20 protein-coding genes and 1 pseudogene are annotated in these 16,086 nt (G+C 64.4%); 10 read left to right on the top strand and 11 right to left on the bottom strand.

Features of this window, described 5'->3' with window-relative positions; genetic code table 11:
* Positions 1 to 16: 16 nt before the first annotated feature.
* Positions 17 to 1,171 carry a tRNA 2-thiouridine(34) synthase MnmA gene (gene mnmA / locus H0S73_RS20910; protein WP_181053948.1) on the bottom strand — a complete coding sequence of 385 codons (1,155 nt, stop codon included), beginning with the start codon at positions 1,169 to 1,171 and terminating at the stop codon, positions 17 to 19.
* A gap of 361 nt (positions 1,172 to 1,532) precedes the next feature.
* Here mnmA and sciP point away from each other — a divergent pair, with 361 nt between their 5' ends.
* Positions 1,533 to 1,808 carry a CtrA inhibitor SciP gene (sciP, locus tag H0S73_RS20915; protein WP_009763782.1) on the top strand — a complete coding sequence of 92 codons (276 nt, stop codon included), beginning with the start codon at positions 1,533 to 1,535 and terminating at the stop codon, positions 1,806 to 1,808.
* Between the two features lie 247 nt (positions 1,809 to 2,055).
* A pseudogene (locus tag H0S73_RS20920) lies at positions 2,056 to 2,259 on the top strand (helix-turn-helix domain-containing protein); the annotation flags it as partial.
* 3 nt (positions 2,260 to 2,262) lie between these two features.
* Here the strand turns inward: H0S73_RS20920 and H0S73_RS20925 are convergent.
* Both H0S73_RS20925 and H0S73_RS20930 read right to left on the bottom strand, forming a co-directional pair.
* The gene (locus H0S73_RS20925) at positions 2,263 to 3,090 is read right to left on the bottom strand and encodes a class I SAM-dependent methyltransferase (protein WP_181053949.1); all 828 of its coding nucleotides are present in this window, start codon (positions 3,088 to 3,090) and stop codon (positions 2,263 to 2,265) included.
* Positions 3,087 to 4,100, bottom strand: coding sequence for a lysylphosphatidylglycerol synthase domain-containing protein (locus tag H0S73_RS20930; protein ID WP_181053950.1), 1,014 nt, complete (start codon positions 4,098 to 4,100; stop codon positions 3,087 to 3,089). Before H0S73_RS20930 ends, H0S73_RS20925 begins: the two co-directional genes overlap by 4 nt.
* Positions 4,101 to 4,329: 229 nt before the next feature.
* Between H0S73_RS20930 and H0S73_RS20935 the strand changes: the two genes are divergently transcribed.
* Positions 4,330 to 4,953, top strand: a complete 624-nt coding sequence (locus H0S73_RS20935) for a GNAT family N-acetyltransferase (RefSeq protein WP_181053951.1) — start codon at positions 4,330 to 4,332, stop codon at positions 4,951 to 4,953.
* 57 nt (positions 4,954 to 5,010) lie between these two features.
* Here the strand turns inward: H0S73_RS20935 and H0S73_RS20940 are convergent, their stop codons facing one another.
* Positions 5,011 to 5,400 carry a flagellar export protein FliJ gene (locus H0S73_RS20940; protein WP_181053952.1) on the bottom strand — a complete coding sequence of 130 codons (390 nt, stop codon included), beginning with the start codon at positions 5,398 to 5,400 and terminating at the stop codon, positions 5,011 to 5,013.
* Between the two features lie 519 nt (positions 5,401 to 5,919).
* On the opposite strand from H0S73_RS20940, the gene ctrA reads away from it, so the two are divergent.
* Positions 5,920 to 6,621 (top strand): response regulator transcription factor CtrA, encoded by a 702-nt coding sequence (gene ctrA / locus H0S73_RS20945; RefSeq protein WP_114944720.1) that lies wholly within the window; start codon positions 5,920 to 5,922, stop codon positions 6,619 to 6,621.
* Between the two features lie 77 nt (positions 6,622 to 6,698).
* Positions 6,699 to 7,136 carry an EamA family transporter gene (locus tag H0S73_RS20950; protein WP_181053953.1) on the top strand — a complete coding sequence of 146 codons (438 nt, stop codon included), beginning with the start codon at positions 6,699 to 6,701 and terminating at the stop codon, positions 7,134 to 7,136.
* A gap of 1 nt (position 7,137) precedes the next feature.
* Here the strand turns inward: H0S73_RS20950 and chpT are convergent, their stop codons facing one another.
* Positions 7,138 to 7,779, bottom strand: a complete 642-nt coding sequence (gene chpT, locus H0S73_RS20955; RefSeq protein WP_181053954.1) for a histidine phosphotransferase ChpT — start codon at positions 7,777 to 7,779, stop codon at positions 7,138 to 7,140.
* Positions 7,780 to 7,951: 172 nt separating this feature from the next.
* Between chpT and H0S73_RS20960 the strand changes: the two genes are divergently transcribed.
* Positions 7,952 to 8,788, top strand: a complete 837-nt coding sequence (locus H0S73_RS20960) for a 3'(2'),5'-bisphosphate nucleotidase CysQ family protein (RefSeq protein WP_181053955.1) — start codon at positions 7,952 to 7,954, stop codon at positions 8,786 to 8,788.
* Positions 8,789 to 8,806: 18 nt separating this feature from the next.
* On the opposite strand, the gene H0S73_RS20965 is transcribed toward H0S73_RS20960, so the two are convergent.
* Positions 8,807 to 9,406: a DUF2239 family protein gene (locus tag H0S73_RS20965; protein ID WP_181053956.1), complete on the bottom strand. Its 600-nt coding sequence runs from the start codon at positions 9,404 to 9,406 to the stop codon at positions 8,807 to 8,809.
* A 121-nt stretch (positions 9,407 to 9,527) separates the two neighbouring features.
* Here H0S73_RS20965 and H0S73_RS20970 point away from each other — a divergent pair, with 121 nt between their 5' ends.
* The 3 genes from H0S73_RS20970 (at position 9,528) to H0S73_RS20980 (ending at position 11,948) form a co-directional block, all read left to right on the top strand.
* Entirely contained in the window at positions 9,528 to 9,863 is a 336-nt protein-coding gene (locus H0S73_RS20970) for a GIY-YIG nuclease family protein (protein ID WP_181053957.1), read from the top strand.
* Positions 9,864 to 10,028: 165 nt separating this feature from the next.
* The gene (locus H0S73_RS20975; protein ID WP_181053958.1) at positions 10,029 to 10,631 is read left to right on the top strand and encodes a DUF1134 domain-containing protein; all 603 of its coding nucleotides are present in this window, start codon (positions 10,029 to 10,031) and stop codon (positions 10,629 to 10,631) included.
* Positions 10,632 to 10,955: 324 nt separating this feature from the next.
* Positions 10,956 to 11,948 (top strand): coiled-coil domain-containing protein, encoded by a 993-nt coding sequence (locus tag H0S73_RS20980; RefSeq protein WP_181053959.1) that lies wholly within the window; start codon positions 10,956 to 10,958, stop codon positions 11,946 to 11,948.
* A gap of 24 nt (positions 11,949 to 11,972) precedes the next feature.
* On the opposite strand, the gene H0S73_RS20985 is transcribed toward H0S73_RS20980, so the two are convergent.
* Positions 11,973 to 12,329 (bottom strand): hypothetical protein, encoded by a 357-nt coding sequence (locus H0S73_RS20985; protein WP_181053960.1) that lies wholly within the window; start codon positions 12,327 to 12,329, stop codon positions 11,973 to 11,975.
* A 53-nt stretch (positions 12,330 to 12,382) separates the two neighbouring features.
* Entirely contained in the window at positions 12,383 to 13,246 is an 864-nt protein-coding gene (locus tag H0S73_RS20990) for a D-amino-acid transaminase (protein ID WP_181053961.1), read from the bottom strand.
* A gap of 110 nt (positions 13,247 to 13,356) precedes the next feature.
* Between H0S73_RS20990 and H0S73_RS20995 the strand changes: the two genes are divergently transcribed.
* A complete protein-coding gene (locus H0S73_RS20995) occupies positions 13,357 to 13,974 on the top strand; it encodes a hypothetical protein (RefSeq protein WP_181053962.1) in 618 nt (205 codons plus the stop codon).
* Between the two features lie 22 nt (positions 13,975 to 13,996).
* Here the strand turns inward: H0S73_RS20995 and H0S73_RS21000 are convergent, their stop codons facing one another.
* The 3 genes from H0S73_RS21000 to H0S73_RS21010 form a co-directional block, all read right to left on the bottom strand.
* Entirely contained in the window at positions 13,997 to 14,305 is a 309-nt protein-coding gene (locus tag H0S73_RS21000) for an SWIB/MDM2 domain-containing protein (protein ID WP_009763765.1), read from the bottom strand.
* 184 nt (positions 14,306 to 14,489) lie between these two features.
* Positions 14,490 to 14,942 carry a response regulator gene (locus H0S73_RS21005; RefSeq protein ID WP_181053963.1) on the bottom strand — a complete coding sequence of 151 codons (453 nt, stop codon included), beginning with the start codon at positions 14,940 to 14,942 and terminating at the stop codon, positions 14,490 to 14,492.
* A gap of 80 nt (positions 14,943 to 15,022) precedes the next feature.
* Positions 15,023 to 16,063: an apurinic/apyrimidinic endonuclease family protein gene (locus H0S73_RS21010; protein ID WP_246389131.1), complete on the bottom strand. Its 1,041-nt coding sequence runs from the start codon at positions 16,061 to 16,063 to the stop codon at positions 15,023 to 15,025.
* Between the last annotated feature and the right edge of the window lie 23 nt (positions 16,064 to 16,086).

Raw genomic sequence — 16,086 nt, forward strand, 5'->3', positions numbered from 1 at the left:
TCCCTAGGTAAACACCTCAGGCCGCGGCGGGCGCGGCTTCGGCGAGAGTCCGAGCAATGGTGCCCCCGCCAAGCACACGCGCCCGGGGAGCATCGCTCTCATAGATGACACAAGCTTGACCGGGAGACACCCCATCTTCCGCCGATAACAGCTCGACCGTAGTGTGGGTTCCTGTGGATCGTAAAGTGGCCGGACGCGGCTCGCGGGTGGAGCGGACGCGCACGGCCACCTCCATGCCCCGGTCGCCCAGGGCTTCCAGCGGAACGTCGCCGAGCCAGTTCATGTCGGTCACGCGGATCAGGCGGGTGGCCAGGGCCTCACGGGGCCCCACGACCACGCGGGCCTCCTTGGCGTCCAGGCGGACCACATAGAGCGGCTCGCCCACGGACAGGCCGAGGCCCTTCCGCTGCCCAACGGTGTAATGGATGATGCCCTCGTGGCGGCCGAGCACGCGGCCATCCACATGGACGATCTCCCCGCCCTGCACGGCGCCGGGCTTCAGCCGCTCGATCACGTCGCTGTAGCGCCCCTGCGTGACGAAGCAGATGTCCTGGCTGTCGGCCTTCTCGGCCACGGTGAGGCCGAATTCGCGCGCCAGCTCGCGGGTCTTCTCCTTGGGCAGCTCGCCCAGGGGAAAGCGCAGCAGGTCGAGCTGCTCCGGGGTGGTGGCATAGAGGAAATAGCTCTGGTCCCGGTCCGGGTCGGCGGCCCGGTGGAGCGCCCGGCGCCCGTCCGGCAGGGCGCGGCTTGCCACGTAATGGCCCGTGGCAAGCACGTCGGCGCCGAGCTCCCGGGCGGTTTCCAGCAGGTCGCGGAACTTGATGGAGCGGTTGCACTCGACGCAGGGGATCGGCGTCTCGCCCGCCAGGTAGCTCTGGGTGAAACGGTCGATCACGGCCTCGCGGAAGCGGGCCTCGTAATCGAGCACGTAATGGGGAATGCCGATCGCCTCCGCCACCCGGCGGGCATCGTAGATGTCCTGGCCGGCGCAGCAGGCGCCCTTTCGGTGGGCGGCGGCCCCGTGGTCGTAGAGCTGGAGCGTGATGCCCAGGACATCGTAGCCCTCGCGCTTGAGCAGGGCCGCGACGACGGAGGAGTCCACGCCGCCCGACATCGCGACGACGACGCGGGTCTTCGAGGGATCGGTGGGAAGATCGAGTGAGTTGAGCATGTTTCCATCCAGAGGCGCCGTTCAAGGCGGCGCACGGGAGGGGTTGCAAAGCCCCTCTATAACCTATCGCGCGGAAATGTGGACCCGTTTTCGCTGACGCGGCCCTTCGGGCCCGCGGCTAACGATGCGCCGGCAAGGACCAACAGCATCGGATCCGGCTCCGAATGCCGGGACGATTCGCGGGCGGGATGCTCCCGCGCCACAATTCTTAAAGGGAAAATGCGCCGCAATAAGGCAACGTTAACGTTTATGGCTAAGCTTAGGCATTCTCGTAACCGCCTGATGGGCTTAGGGAAACATTAAGTCCCGTCACGTAGGTTCGAGCCTGTCAAAGGTCGTTGAATTTTTGTGTGAGCGTATCATGACCGAACCCCACCGCCCAAGGGTCAAGTATGTCATTGGGCCCGACGGCAGTCCCCTGACGATTGCCGACCTTCCCCCGTCCAGCACCCGCCGCTGGGTCATCCGTCGCAAGGCCGAGGTCGTCGCCGCCGTCCGCGGCGGGTTGCTCAGCCTCGAGGAGGCCTGCCAGCGCTACACGCTGACCACCGAGGAATTCCTGAGCTGGCAGATGTCCATCGACCAGCATGGCCTGGCCGGCCTGCGCACCACGCGCATCCAGCAATACCGCCAGTAAGCATCTCCAGAGACCCTCCTGAAAGGCGCCTGTCATCCGACCGGCGCTTTTTTCATGGGAGCCGTCATCGCAAGCTCGGCCGTTAAGACCTTCCTAACCATAGAATGAGCATATATCCCCTGAATCACTTCCCTTAAGGCAGGCTCGCATCGTGCTCGGCACCTCGGATTCGTTGGAACAGCAAGGCTCAACCCAGGCGAATGCAGGTGCGACGACGCCCGAACCGGAACAGGCCATCGAAGTCCTGCGACGTATCCTGGTCGGGCGCACCATCGCCGACGTTGAGCGTCACCTCATCCTCGATACCCTTGCCTCCTGTTTCGGCAACAGGACCCATGCCGCGCGGATCCTCGGCATCTCGATCCGCACCCTGCGCAACAAGCTGAACGAATACATGGAAGCCGGCATCGCCGTGCCGGAGCCGGGCCAGAGACCTATGGCCGTCGCCTGAACTCTACCGTTTCCGCAGCCACAGGCTCGTCTCGTGCCCGCCGGGCACGACCGGAATTTCCGACAGGACGCCACGGGCCAACGCGCCGCCGCCGGTTTTCGCCACATGATGGCTCGCGAAGACGAGGTCGTAACCGCCTCCCTGGAGCAGAGCCCCGACGAGAAGCTGCTCGTTATACCCGCGCCAGTCCCAGATCGCCGGATAGGCATGGGGGAGCGTGATGTCGTGGATGTGGACCAGGGTCCCGCCCGCCAGGCGGGGCAGCACATCGAGGAAGAGACGATCCACATCGGTGCCGGGCATGGCGATGTGGCTGGAATCGATGAACAGGATGTCCCCGGCCTCCAGAGCCTCGAACACGCCAGGGTCGGCATCCCGTAGCAGCACCTGCCGGTGCTCCACGTCGAGCGTCCGCAGCGTCGCCCGGGGGGCGGGATCGATGCAGGTGATGCGGGTGGCAAGTCCGCCGTCCTGGACCGCCTGGGCCATGAAGCGGGTCGAATGGCCGGAGCCGATCTCCACGATCCGGCGCGGCTTCTCCCGGCGGACGATGGCATAGGCGGCGGCCGCATCGAGGCGGGGGAACCAGCTCTGGTCGAAGCGCGCAGGCCCCCTGCCCCGCAGGATGGCGCGCAGATCCTCCGCATGGCACTCGATGGCTTCGATCACCCCGGTAAAGCGAGGCCGGGCCGTCTCGAAGAGCGGGCGCAGGGCCGGGTAGTCCTGCGCCTCGACGCTCTCCGCATAGCGGTAGGGGATGAAGAAGCCGAGCCGCTTGACGCCGAGCAGCGTCGAGAGACCGAAGCGCAGCCGCCGCCAGAAAGGACTCATTTTTCCGAAGAGGACAGGGGCGGCGGCGGCACGGCGCCGTCGGGGGTCCCCGCCCGCGCACGCCAGGCCTGGGCCAGGCGGGCGCGCTCGAACATCAGCACGACCACGAGGGAGAGGGCGAAGGGGATCAGGAGGTAGAAGAGGCGGAAGATGATGAGGGCCGCCAGCACGTCGGCCTTGGGGATATCCGGCATGGCCGTCAGGAAGACCAGCTCGAACACCCCGAGCCCTCCGGGCGCATGGCTGACCAGGGCGGCCGAGAAGGAAGCCAGGAAGACCGCCAGCACGATGATGAAGCTCGGCTCCAGATGGGCCGGCAGCACAAAATAGATGATGCCTGCGGCGCCCAGGAGTTCGAGCGGCGCGGCGATCAGCTGGCGCACCATCACGGCGGGGCGGGGATATTCCAGCTTGGCCTTGCGGATGACAAGCGGCGGCAGGTGCAGGATGGACCCCACCACATAGAGCGCGACGAAACCGAGAAGCAGGAACCCCACGATGCGGGCGGTCGCCGGATTGGTGAGCATCGGCGGCAGAAGATCCTCAAGCCGGTGCAGGAGCGTCGGGTCTGACACCAGCACGACGCCGCCGAGCAGAATGGTGCCGAGGCCGAAGGTGAAGGAGCACAGGGCCACCAGCACGGCGATCTGCGGCGCGCCCAGGCCTTTCGACGTGTAGGCCCGATAGCGCACGACGGCGCCGGAAAAGACCGAGGCGCCGATATTGTGGGACAGGGCATAGGTCGTGAACGATGTGACCGACACGAACAGCCACGAGATATGGTGCACTCCTAAATGCAGCAGGGCGATCCGGTCGTACCAGGCGAGAGCCGCATAGGCCACGAGGGTGGAGAGCGCCGCGAGAGCATAGCGGTGTGACGGGACGGCAGTCAGGCTGTCCCAGACATCGTCGAGAGACATCCCCCGCAGCTCACGATAAAGAAGCCAGCCCGACACGACGACTGCAAGCAGCCCGATCATGGGCCAAATGAACTCACGCACATTCTTCATCGAGCCGGCGGAACTCCCTCGTTGCTTCTTCTGTGCCTACAATCCCATTGTTCTGCAAGGGGATTATGCCTTACCGGGGCATGACATAAGGTCCAAGGCAGGCATCCGCCGCAAGAGCGAGATCCGTGAAGGATCCGAAGGCTGCCTGAAGAGGCGTGACGCAGGGGAACAATCGCCGTATCAAACAGCGCAGCTCCTCTTCTTCACCGATTTCACGAGGCACGGGCCCATGACGGCGGAACCTGCGGCAACTCTCAATCTCGATGGATATACCGATCTGCCGCAAGGTAAGATCGCGACGATCGTCACCTTTCTGGAGATGCGCCGACGCCCAGTCCTCACGCCTTTTCGGAAGCCGGACAACTGGAGCCTGCAGCGCATCGACAGGGACCATCGACGCTATCGGGCGCTGTTCAGGACGATCGGGGAGCCATGGCTCTGGTTCAGCCGGGCGATGATGCCGGATGACGAATTGGCGGCCATCCTCGACCACCCCAAGGTCGAGGCCTATGCCCTGCACGACGGCACGGCCGATGTCGGCCTGCTCGAACTCGATTTCCGCACTGAAGGAGAGGCCGAGCTGGCCTTCCTCGGGCTCGTTCCAGGATTCATCGGCCAGGGTGCCGGGCGGTTCCTGATGGGCGAGGCCATCGCCCGCGCCTTCGCCGACCCGGTCGAGCGCTTCTTCGTCCATACCTGTACGCTCGACTCGCCGGGCGCCCTGCCCTTCTATTTACGCTCGGGCTTCACGCCGTACCGCCGAGCCATCGAGGTGGCCGACGATCCGCGCCTCCTCGGCTTGCTCCCCATGGAGGCAGCGCCTCACATGCCGGTCCTGAGCTCCATGAAATAAGGAAAGGGCGCGCCCGGACAGGGCGCGCCCTTTCACCGAATTCACGTGAACCGATCGTCAAGCCGATGCGCGAACCGCGCGACCGTGCCCGGCCTGGGCGATGGCGGCATCGAGGGTCCGCTCCCGGTCTTCCAGGCTCTCGGCCTTCTTCAGATCCTCGAAGGCCTCGCCGAGTTCGGCCTTCGCATCGTCGAGCTGGATGTGCAGGTTCTGGGCCGAGTGGCGAAGGTTGTCCCGCCTCTGGGCCGCAGCGCGCGCGTAGGTCGGATAGGCAAAGTGGTTGGGGTCGGCGATGCCGGCCTTCTGCTCTTCCGCGGCGATTTCCCGGTCCAGGTCAGCCGCCATGCGGTCGAACTCAGAGATCATCATCTCGATCTGCGCTACCCGGCGACGCTTCTCGTCGACCTGAAAACGCTTGAGGCGGATGAGCGTATCCCGCGACTTCATCTTGATTGAACTCCACACGTCGCTGTTTCACTGCATCTCACGGATCGCTCAGTTATCCGCCAGACATGCCTCACCTTCGTCCATGGAAGTTGAGCTTTCCTTACCGGCTGCGACAAAAAATTTCCTATCCCCGGAGGCCCCCTCGATGATGCCGCGCGCCGGGAAGCCTGCCGCCGAGTCTCGTAAACCTTTCGTTTACCGATTTCGTTAAGACTGGCTCGGTCACGGATGCGGCCGCTTCGGATCCGCCTCTGGGTTCACTTGAAACGCTTAGGTTACAAGAATTTGGGATGATGTGAGGCGGTTCCCTATGGTTACCCAGAATCCACAGGATAATCACCTTCGGCAGATGATCTGCCTCTCCAGGTCGTTAAGCGCTTGCATCCCGGAATCAGTGTTTGTTAACCATTCTGAATTAGCGTTTCGAATCAGTTCAAAAGAGCATCCGCCGCAGGCCCGGTGGCGGATGGGCGGCTGTCCGCTGCTCGAAGGCTCAAGGGCAAGGGCTGGGGATTGAACATGCGCGTACTTCTGATCGAAGACGACAGCGCGACTGCGCAAAGCATCGAACTGATGCTGAAGTCCGAGAACTTCAACATTTATACGACGGATCTCGGCGAAGAGGGCATCGACCTCGGCAAACTGTACGATTACGACATCATCCTTCTCGACCTGAACCTCCCCGACATGTCGGGCTACGAGGTTCTGCGCACGCTGCGCGTCGCGAAGGTGAAGACGCCGATCCTGATCCTCTCCGGCATGGCCGGCATCGAGGACAAGGTGAAGGGCCTGGGCTTCGGCGCCGACGATTATCTCACCAAGCCGTTCCACAAGGACGAGATGGTGGCCCGCATCCATGCGATCGTCCGCCGCTCGAAGGGTCACGCCCAGTCGGTGATCACCACCGGCGACCTGATCGTGAACCTCGACACGAAAACGGTCGAAGTCGGTGGCGCCCGCGTGCACCTGACCGGCAAGGAATACCAGATGCTGGAGCTCCTCTCCCTGCGTAAGGGCACGACCCTGACGAAGGAGATGTTCCTCAACCACCTCTACGGCGGCATGGACGAGCCGGAGCTGAAGATCATCGACGTGTTCATCTGCAAGCTGCGCAAGAAGCTTGCCAATGCCTCGCAGGGCCGTAACTACATCGAGACGGTCTGGGGACGCGGCTACGTGCTGCGCGAGCCGAACGAGGCGGAAGAGCGCATCGCGATCTGATCGTCGCGATCGGCAGGAATTCAAAGAAGCCCGGCTCGAGTCCGGGCTTTTTTGTTTTGACAGGCATGGAGGTTCACATGAAATCCGTTCTGTTGTCGTGGCAGTTCTGGGCCCTGCTCTCGGCCGCCTTCGCGGCCCTGACGGCGATCTTCGCCAAGGTCGGCATCGAACACATCAATTCGGATTTCGCGACCTTCATCCGGACCGTCGTGATCCTGGTCGTGCTCGGCGGAATCCTGATCGGCACGGGCCAGTGGCAGGACCCGGCATCCGTCTCCGGCAGGACGTATCTCTTCCTCGCCCTCTCGGGACTTGCCACGGGCGCATCCTGGCTCTGCTACTTCCGGGCCCTGAAGCTCGGCGACGCGGCGCGCGTCGCTCCGATCGACAAGCTCAGCGTCGTGCTCGTCGCCCTGTTCGGCGTGCTTTTTCTTGGAGAGAAACTTGCGATGCCGAATTGGATCGGCATCGCGCTCATCGCGTCCGGCGCGGTCCTCGTCGCCTACAAGGCATAAATCAGACCGTCGCGGCCTTGATCGTCACCTCGTCGCCCTCGATGCCGAAGGCGATGCTCATGTTCGAGGCGCGGGCCACCATGCCGGCGTAATAGACCTGGATGCCGTGGGCATCGACCGTGCCGGTCTCGGAATCGCCGGCGAGCAGCGCTTCGGAATGTGCGGGAATGCGGGCGTTCAGCCCCTTCGACACGAGAGTGAAGGCGCAGTTCTCCGCGTCGCCCGTCACAGTCACGGCAATCGAGCCGCCGCGCGGGATCGCCGTGGTGGCGATCATGACCAGATTGAGGAGCAGCTTCACCCGGTTCTTCGGAAACAGGAGCCGGGGCGACGACCAGGAAAAGCTGATCTTGTCGTCCAGGAAGAGTCCACGGGCCACCTGCTCGGCGTCGCCGAGATCGATGGAAGCCCCGGCCGATCCGGCGGCTCCGAAGGCGAGGCGCGCGAACTGGAGGCGCGCGGAGGCCTGCTTGGCGCTCTTCTGGATCAGGTCGAGCGCGAAATCGCGCATGGAGGCGTCGCTGTCGTCCTCGAGAACCTCCAGCCCGTTGACGATCGCGCCCACCGGCGAAATCACGTCATGGCAGACGCGCGAGCAGAGGAGAGCGGCGAGGTCGAGCGAATCGAGCGAGATCGTGGCCATGAGGGCTCCGGAGGCACCGTAATGTCAGCTATATGTTCATGAAATCGAGATTTCGACGCGTACCCATACAGCCAAACAGGAAAGAGAACGTGAACCCGGATACCCGGCTACGAGTTCTTTGGGAAGCGGGCAAAAAGAGATCGACAGATCTCGAGGGAACGGGCACAAAGCCATGATGCGCTTCGATGGTCAAAACCCTGACGAAATCGCCCTGAAGCTCGCTCACATCGCCGTCGAGGCGGGCCGCGTCCTGCGCGGCATGGAGACGGCTTTTCTCGACCAGCGCATCAAGGACGACGGAACCCCCACCACGGCGGCGGACCTTGCCGCCGAACAACTGATCCTCAAGCGCCTGGAGGAAGCCTGGCCGGGGGTGCCGGTCGTGGCGGAAGAGACCTGCAGCGCCGGACATGCCGATCACTCTTTCTTCCTGGTCGACCCCCTCGACGGCACGGGCGACTTCATCCGGGGAACCGGCGAATACAGCGTCAACATCGCCCTGGTCCAGGGCGCAAGGCCGATCGCGGCCGTGGTCGCCGCCCCCGCCATGGGGGCGATCTGGATCGCGGGAGAAACGGCCCGGACGAGTCTCCTCCCCGACGGGACGACGGATTTCGACTGGCGCGAGGCAAAGGTCCGCCCGGCGCCCGAGAAGGATCTCGTGGCCCTGGTGAGCCGCCGCCATGGGGACAGCGCCACGGAGGTCTGCCTTTCGGCCCTGTCCATCGGGACGCGGCGCATGACCTCGTCGGCCCTGAAATTCTGCCTCATCGCGTCAGGCGAGGCGGACGTCTATGTGCGCTGCGGCCCGACCATGGAATGGGACACGGCGGCGGGCGACCACATTCTGACCCGCGCGGGCGGAAGCGTCGTCGGCCCCGGCGGCATTCCCCTGACCTATGGCCACGAGGACAGGGGTTACCGGAACGGGCCTTTCGCAGCCCTCGGCGACAACGCCTTGGCCTCGCGCCTCGACCTGCCGGCGGCGTCGGATAAAACGCACAGCTAGGCTACGCATCCTGCACTGTCAGGCCGGGTCCATCGACCCGAAAGCGAGCCTGCGAGCATAGGCGCGCACGTCCTCGGGCCATGGGGCCGTCAGGTCGGCGAACTGCTTTTCATGTCCGGCGAAGAGGGCGCGGAGTGCCTCCTCGTAGCCGGGGAAGTCGCCTGCGACGGCGGACATGAAGCGGTAGCTCGCCTCCTGCGCGGCCCTTTTCCGGCTCTCGCCTCCATCCGTCTGGCGCGCCTCATCCACGAGGCGGCGCACGGCCTGGGATGCGCCTCCAGGCTGCGCCGACAGCCATTCCCAATGACGCGGCAGCAGGGTGACCTCGCGTGAGACGACGCCCAGTCTGGGGCGCCCGCGCCCTTGCGCCGGTGCGGAAGCCTTCGAAGCCGCATCCGCCTCCTGCTCCCGCGCGACAAGGCGGGACACGATCTCCGCGGAGCCGCCGCGCATGTCCACATCGACGACACGACCGGTCGCGTCCTCGAAGATGATGGCGGGCCCCTCTTGCGCTCCCTCAAGAGCCTTTGCGGCTAGGGCGACATCGACGAGCGGCCCCGCGGCCATGATCCGCGTCCCTGCGAAGAGGGTACAGGGTTTGGACAGGAATTCCGACATTGACGCCTCCGTTACGATGAATTTTTACCGGGTAAAAATTTCCCTGTCAAAGGTTTATTACCCGTGCAATATTCGGTCATAGGAACATGCCGGCGACGCGGCAGGCGGAATGGAGACTCTGATGCAAGGCATTGAAAGGAAGGCCGCAATCGCGGCCTACAAGGAAGCAAAGGTAGTGGCTGGCATCTATGCCGTTCGATGTCGGCCGACCGGCATGTGCTGGTTGGGCCGGTCGCCGAACCTGTCCAAGATCCAGAACCGGGTCTGGTTTACGCTTCGGCAGGGCAGCCATACCTGCCGCTCTCTGCAGGCTGAATGGCGCGCGCACGGCCCGGACGCCTTCATCCTGGAGGAGATCGAGCGGCTCGAGGATGAGAGCAGCGCCTATCTTCAGGATCGGCTCTTGAAGGAGCGCCTCGCTCACTGGACCGAAAAGCTGGGCGCCGAAGCCCTATGATCCCGCTTCGGTTCGACGGGGCTTCTCTAAATGAACCTTGCCGTATGGTCATCAAACCGCCGGCGTACAGGTTTTGTTAGGGTTGATAGCCTTAAAACTAAGCCTCACGAAGATTGTCCGGCTCTGTTGCCGGATCGTCGAACGCTTCATGCGAGGAGATGGCCCATGCGCTCCCGGTCCACGATTGTTGCGGCAGCGGCTTTCGCCGCCCTCATCAGCGCCCTGCCCCTGCAGGCCTCCGCCCAAACCGTTCAACGCGCCTACGCGAACAATCCCGGCGGCCCCAACTCGTTCAATTCCAACGAGTTGGTGGAGTCGGGCCACCAGTTCTTCGGCTCCGCCTCGCGCGGCCTCGCCCTCGCCGTTCAGGAGGCCACCCGGCGCTGGGGTGAGCCCAACGGCTACATCCTGGGCCAGGAAGCCTCAGGCGCCTTCTTCGGCGGGTTGCGCTACGGCGAGGGCAAGCTCTTCACCCGCAATGCGGGCGAGCGCAAGGTGTTCTGGCAGGGCCCGTCTCTGGGCTTCGACGTGGGCGGCGACGGCGCCCGCACCATGATGCTGGTCTACAACATGCCCTTCACGGACGCGCTCTATAAGCGTTTCGTGGGTCTCGACGGCTCGGCCTATTTCATTGGCGGCTTCGGCGTCACGGCTGTCGCGGCGGACGAGATGATCGTGGTCCCGATCCGGGCCGGCGTCGGCGCCCGCCTCGGCGTCAATGTCGGCTACCTGAAATTCACCCCGGAACCGACCTGGAATCCTTTCTGAGGTCGATCAAGGAGCCGGGACCCGGGTAGGGCTTGGTGTCCCCTCCTCGTCTTGGTCGGCCTTGTGCCGGCCATCCCGATACGGTGAGGCGCCAGGCTCTTCCAGTCGGGGGCTCCGGCACGAGGCCCGCGACGACATGCGGAGCCAGGCTCCGCAAGCTTTCGGATCATGCCGCCGCGCCGCCAGTGGAAACCGTCCCCGAATGCGCTACAACGGGCGGTCTGGAGCAAGATATCTCCGGGAAGCTGCGCAGGCACAAGACAGGGTGCTTGAGCGTTAACGGTCAAGCATTTTGGAGTTGGCGTCCGCGTGATCGAAAGCATCATGATCTTTGCGTTGGGGTTCGTCGCAGCATCCCTCATCGCACTTCTCATCATCCCGGCCGTCAATGCCCGGGCGGAGCGTCTGGCCCGCCGCAGGGCGGAGGCGCTGTTTCCCATGTCGATCTCGGAATTGACAGCCGAGAAGGACCATTTGCGGGCCGAGTTCGCGGTGCTGCAGCGGCGGCTCGAACGCAAGGCCGAGGAAGCCCTGGCGACCAAGCACGAGAGCATGGAGGAGCTCGGCCGGCGGGCCATCCGGATCGAGGCCCTGGAGGCCACGCTCGTGGAACGCGACCGCACGGTGTCCGAACTGGAGACCCGGCTCGCGGAAACGCAGACCCGGCTCGCGGCCACCGAAGCCGACCAGGCGCAGACGCAGGCCCACCTCTCCGGCACCCGCGAAACGCTCACGGCCCTCGAGAACGCCCACCGGTCGACCCTGGACGAGCTTTCCAATACCCGCATGGAGCTCGACATCGCCCAGGGCGAGGGCGCGAAGCTCAAGAACGAGATGCTCCATCTGGAAGACAAGCTCGCCCGCCTGGAGGCGGACTTCACCGACGCCCAGAGGCGTCTTACGACCTCCTTGAGCGAACTCGACACCAAGCGCATCACCATCTCGGACCTGGAAACCCGCCTGATGACCCAGACGGCCCGGGGCAACGACTTCGAGCGCGCCCTCGGCGAGCGCCACAGCGAGCTCTCCGACGAGCGCCTGCGTCTCGCCGAGCTCGCTAAGAGCCTGGCCGCCGAGCAGGAGCGCGGCCTGATCCTCGAGCAGCGGATCCGTGAGATCGAAGGCGAGCGGGACGAGGTGCAGACCCGCCTCGCGGGCCTGGAAAGCTCCGGGAGTCAGACCGACGAGCTGCGCCGCCAGATCACGGAAGTCGCCGCTCAGATCATGAAGAGCGACAACAGCAACTCAGGCAACGGCAAGACGCGGGAGAACAACCGCTCCCGCGAGGGCAAGCGCCGCCGCTCGGCGGGGAAGTAGACCCTCCCCGCCCCTTCCAAAGACTTATTTGGGCTGGACCTGCTGATTACCGCCGGGGCTGCCCGGTGGGGGGATCACCGGCGTGGTGCCGGGATCAGGCACCGGCGGACGCACGGTATTGTCGGGAGACATGTTCGCCGGCGGGCGGATCACCCCATCGGAGCGCTCCAGCTTGTCGCTCAGGGTGTTGGTCGAGCCGGTCTCGGCCGGGCCGTTGTTCGGGCCGGAGAGATTGCTGTCGGGCTCGACCTTCTCGGCCGGCATCTGGCTCGGCGCAGGCATGTTCGGGGCCTGCTGCTTCAGAACCTCGGGATTTTGAGCCAGGGCAGCCGTGCCGAGGCCGGCGGCCAGGATCGTGGATAGGACCAGCACACGCTTCATGGGTCGCTCCTTTGAAAAGGCAACGGGCGACCCAGGAGCGGGTTCCGGCAAAGCTACTCGGCCGCCAGGGCCGGCGCGGCGGCCATCTGGAGGTAAAGCGCGCGCAGCCTCGTCGTGACCGGCCCAGGCTTGCCGTCGCCGACCGGACGCCCGTCGATGGACACGATGGGGAGAACGAAGTTCGAGGCGCTGGTCAGGAAGGCTTCCGCTGCCTCATAGGCCTCCTCCACTGTGAAGCGGCGCTCCTCCAGGACGATCCCGTCCTCCTGCGAGAGCCTGAGCAGGGACTTGCGCGTGATGCCGGGCAGGATGGCGTTCGAGAGCGGACGCACGACGATGCTGCCCTGCTTCGTCACGATGAAAGCGCTCGACGAACCGCCTTCGGTTACGAAACCGTCCTCCACAAGCCAAGCCTCCTGGGCGCCCGCCTCCTTGGCCGCCTGCTTGGCGAGCACCTGTGCGAGCAGGTTGATCGACTTGATGTCGCGCCGCTGCCAGCGCAGATCCGGCACGGTCACGACGGCGATCCCGGTCCTAGCCGCCGGAGCGTCGGCGATGGACTTGGCCTGGGTGAACATCGCGACCGTGGGCTTGGGATCGTCAGGGAAGAAGAAATCCCGCTCGGCAACCCCGCGGGTCACCTGGAAATAGATGAAGCCCTCGGTCATGCCGTTGCGGCGCGCGAGCTCCTCCTGAAAGCGGGTCCATTCGGCTCGGGTATAGGGGTTGGGGATGCGGATCTCGGCGAGCGAACGCTCCAGGCGCTCCAGATGGGCCTCGTTGTCGATGAGGCGGCCGTCGAGCATGCCGATGCCCTCATAGACGCCGTCCCCGAACATGAAGCCGCGGTCCATGAAAGGCACCTTGGCCTCTTCGATCGGCAGGAAGGATCCGTTCAGGAAGACGATGCGGGACATGAGAACTCCAAAGTCGTAACGGGTTCGCAAGCTTAACCTATGGGCAGAAGAAACGCCCGATCTATATGGCCAGGGATCGCTGCAACCTCTCGCCGATAGGTAAACTCATCATGAGAGCGACGCCACTTCTCATTTTGAAGGCCCTGCCCTTCCTGTTGCTCATGGCCCCGCCGGCCGGCGCCGCCTCCCTGCCGGCCCAAAGCTGGTTCAACCAGCAGGGCTATGTGGGGCCGACGGGGAGCCGGATCATCGCCTGCCATGGCTATGGCTGCGTACGACGGATGGCGATCTCGGTCGATGGGGCGTGGCTGAGCAGGGCAAGGGAGATTCTCCGGGCCGGCCAGGGCTCTCCCGATGCGGAACGCCGGGCCCTGGGCGAGGTGATCCGGTCCTATACGGCCTATCTGGCCACCTCGCTCGGCGGCAGGCCCGATACTCCGGGGTCGCCGCCCCAGATGTCGGGGGTCTACGGGCAGATGGATTGCCTGGACGAGACCGCGAACACCACGAGCGTTCTCCTGGTCCTGCAGGAACAGGGGCTTCTGGCCCATCATGCGGTGCAATACCCGGAATCGCGCGGCTTCTTCCTCGATGGGCGCTACCCGCATTTCACCGCCGTGATCACCGAGAGGCGGACGGGCACGGCCTGGGCCGTGGATCCCTGGAAGAAGGCGCCAGGCCAGAGGCCGGATATCCTGCCGCTCACGCGGTGGCGGCAGGATTCTTGATCGAGCTTAAGGCTCGTTCAGCTTATTTCAGGTGCTGGGCGAGGTGCTTGTTCATCTCGAACATCGTCACCTTCGGCTTGCCGAAGATCGGCTGCAGCTTGTCGTCAGCCAGGATCTCGCGCTTGTTCTCGGGATTCTGAAGGTTGTTCTTCTTGATGTAATCCCAGATCTTGCTCACGACCTCACCGCGCGGCAGCGGATCCGAGCCTACGATGGCGGCCAGTTCCTTGGACGGCTGCAAGGGCTTCTGAAGAGCGTTGGGCTTCGAGCCTTCCGTCTTCGTGGCAGCCTTCTTCGCACCGGCTTTTCCGTCTGTAGTCTTGGTCGGCATTTATTCCTCCGGGAATGGGATGGGAAAGCTCGTCGACAGCCCTGAACCAGGCCCGAAAAGCTCATTGACCAGCCTTCGGTCGGACCGCTCGGCTCCAATACCGGAGCCCGGCCCCCTGACAGAAGGTCAATTCCGGCAGAGCTTATGTCCGCTCAGCGCCAGCAGCAAGCCGCAGTTCAGGAATTTAGGCGGTTTTCGGAAAGGGAAGGATCTTCCCCGCATGATCGACCGCAGGTCGTGGATTTTTGGCAACATGGCCGAATCGCCGGGTCCGCTCCGCAGCGGAGGCCACATGGGACACGATCGCCTCGTTGGGACATGGCTTGGCGAGGAACGCCGCGCCGGGCGGGAGATCCCCCTCCGAGGGCCATTGCCGGCCCGACATGATGAGGATCTCGATCTCGGGCCAGGCGCGATGGATCCGGTGCGCCAATTCGAAGCCGCTACACCCCAGAGGCATGTCCACATCGGTCAGGAGAACATTGACGGGCAGCCCTGCCTCCAGAAGCACCATTGCCTCCGTGGCATTCGCAGCCTCCACCACCTTGAAGCCGGCATCTTCAAGCAGATCTGAGATGAACAGGCGGATGAGTGGTTCGTCTTCGACGAGGAGAACCGTGGAGGGATCGGCGGCCATCGACTTCTTGATTCACTGCACAATGCTCAATAACGCCGCCAAATCGGTTTGGTTCCAGAGCTGTCACTAAAAACGAAATATCATGTCGATACGAGCCCGGTCGCCTGCCTCAGCTCCCTGTGGCGGGCCAGGCCTTCCGAGGCGATGTTCTTGAGCTTGGCCTCGATTTCGAAATCAGACCAGGCGAGGTGGCGCATCACGAGGTCGTTGACGGCCCGGTTCCACATGAGATCCGAATGGGCCCGCAGGTCCTTCGGCTTGATCCCGGCAGCGGCCAGGGTCTGGAAGTCCGGAAGCACTTCCATGTCCGGGTCGGGCAGCAGATCCTCCCGGGAGACGCTCACATGGCTTACGGGACGCACGCCGCGCCACGAGGCGACGATCCGCGCGATCCTGGGGTCTTCCGGCTCGATATACTCGCCCCGGCTCATGATCCAGTGGTGGTGGAGATCGAGGACGAGCGGCACATCGTCCGCGAGAGGCAGAAGATCGTCGAGGCCGAAGCTGACCTCGTCGTTCTCTAGGGTGATCAGGTTGCGGGCCGTGCGCGACAGATGCGCGAGACCGCCGCGGATCCCCTCCGCGCCGAGAGCTTTCGCGCCGCCGTGAATGTTGATGTGCGCGCCGTGGGGATGCCACCCCTGGCCGTAGCCCATGAGCGCCATGACCTCGGCATGGTACTCGAACTCCGCCAATCCGTTGGCCGCAGCGGACGGGTTGGCGGAGGCGATGACGCAGAACTGGCCCGGATGCATGCTGAGCCGCACATCGTTGTCGCGCGCGAAATCTCCGAGCGCGGCGAGCTTGGTTTCGATCAGTCGGCGCAGGTCCGGGTCGCGGTAGATGTCCCGGCAGCTGGCATGGGTGTAGCCGGGAAGCAGATCGCTCGACAGGCGATGCAGGCGCTCGATCTTCGGCCGTGTCGCCACGTGGGCGACCTGCAGACGGAACGCTTCGAGATTATGCGCCACGACCGCGCTGATCTTGTCGTAGGCCGCCTTCGGATCGAGCCGGCCGAGATAGGCCATCGTGACCGTACTCGTGTTCATCGCCCGCGCGGTCCGGGCGTCGCCGTCCTCGGGAATGTATTTGCAGCAGAAGCCGAAGCGGGAATTTTGCATTGCGAGAGACGACACCATCAGGT

The organism is Microvirga mediterraneensis (assembly GCF_013520865.1).
GTDB lineage: Bacteria > Pseudomonadota > Alphaproteobacteria > Rhizobiales > Beijerinckiaceae > Microvirga > Microvirga mediterraneensis.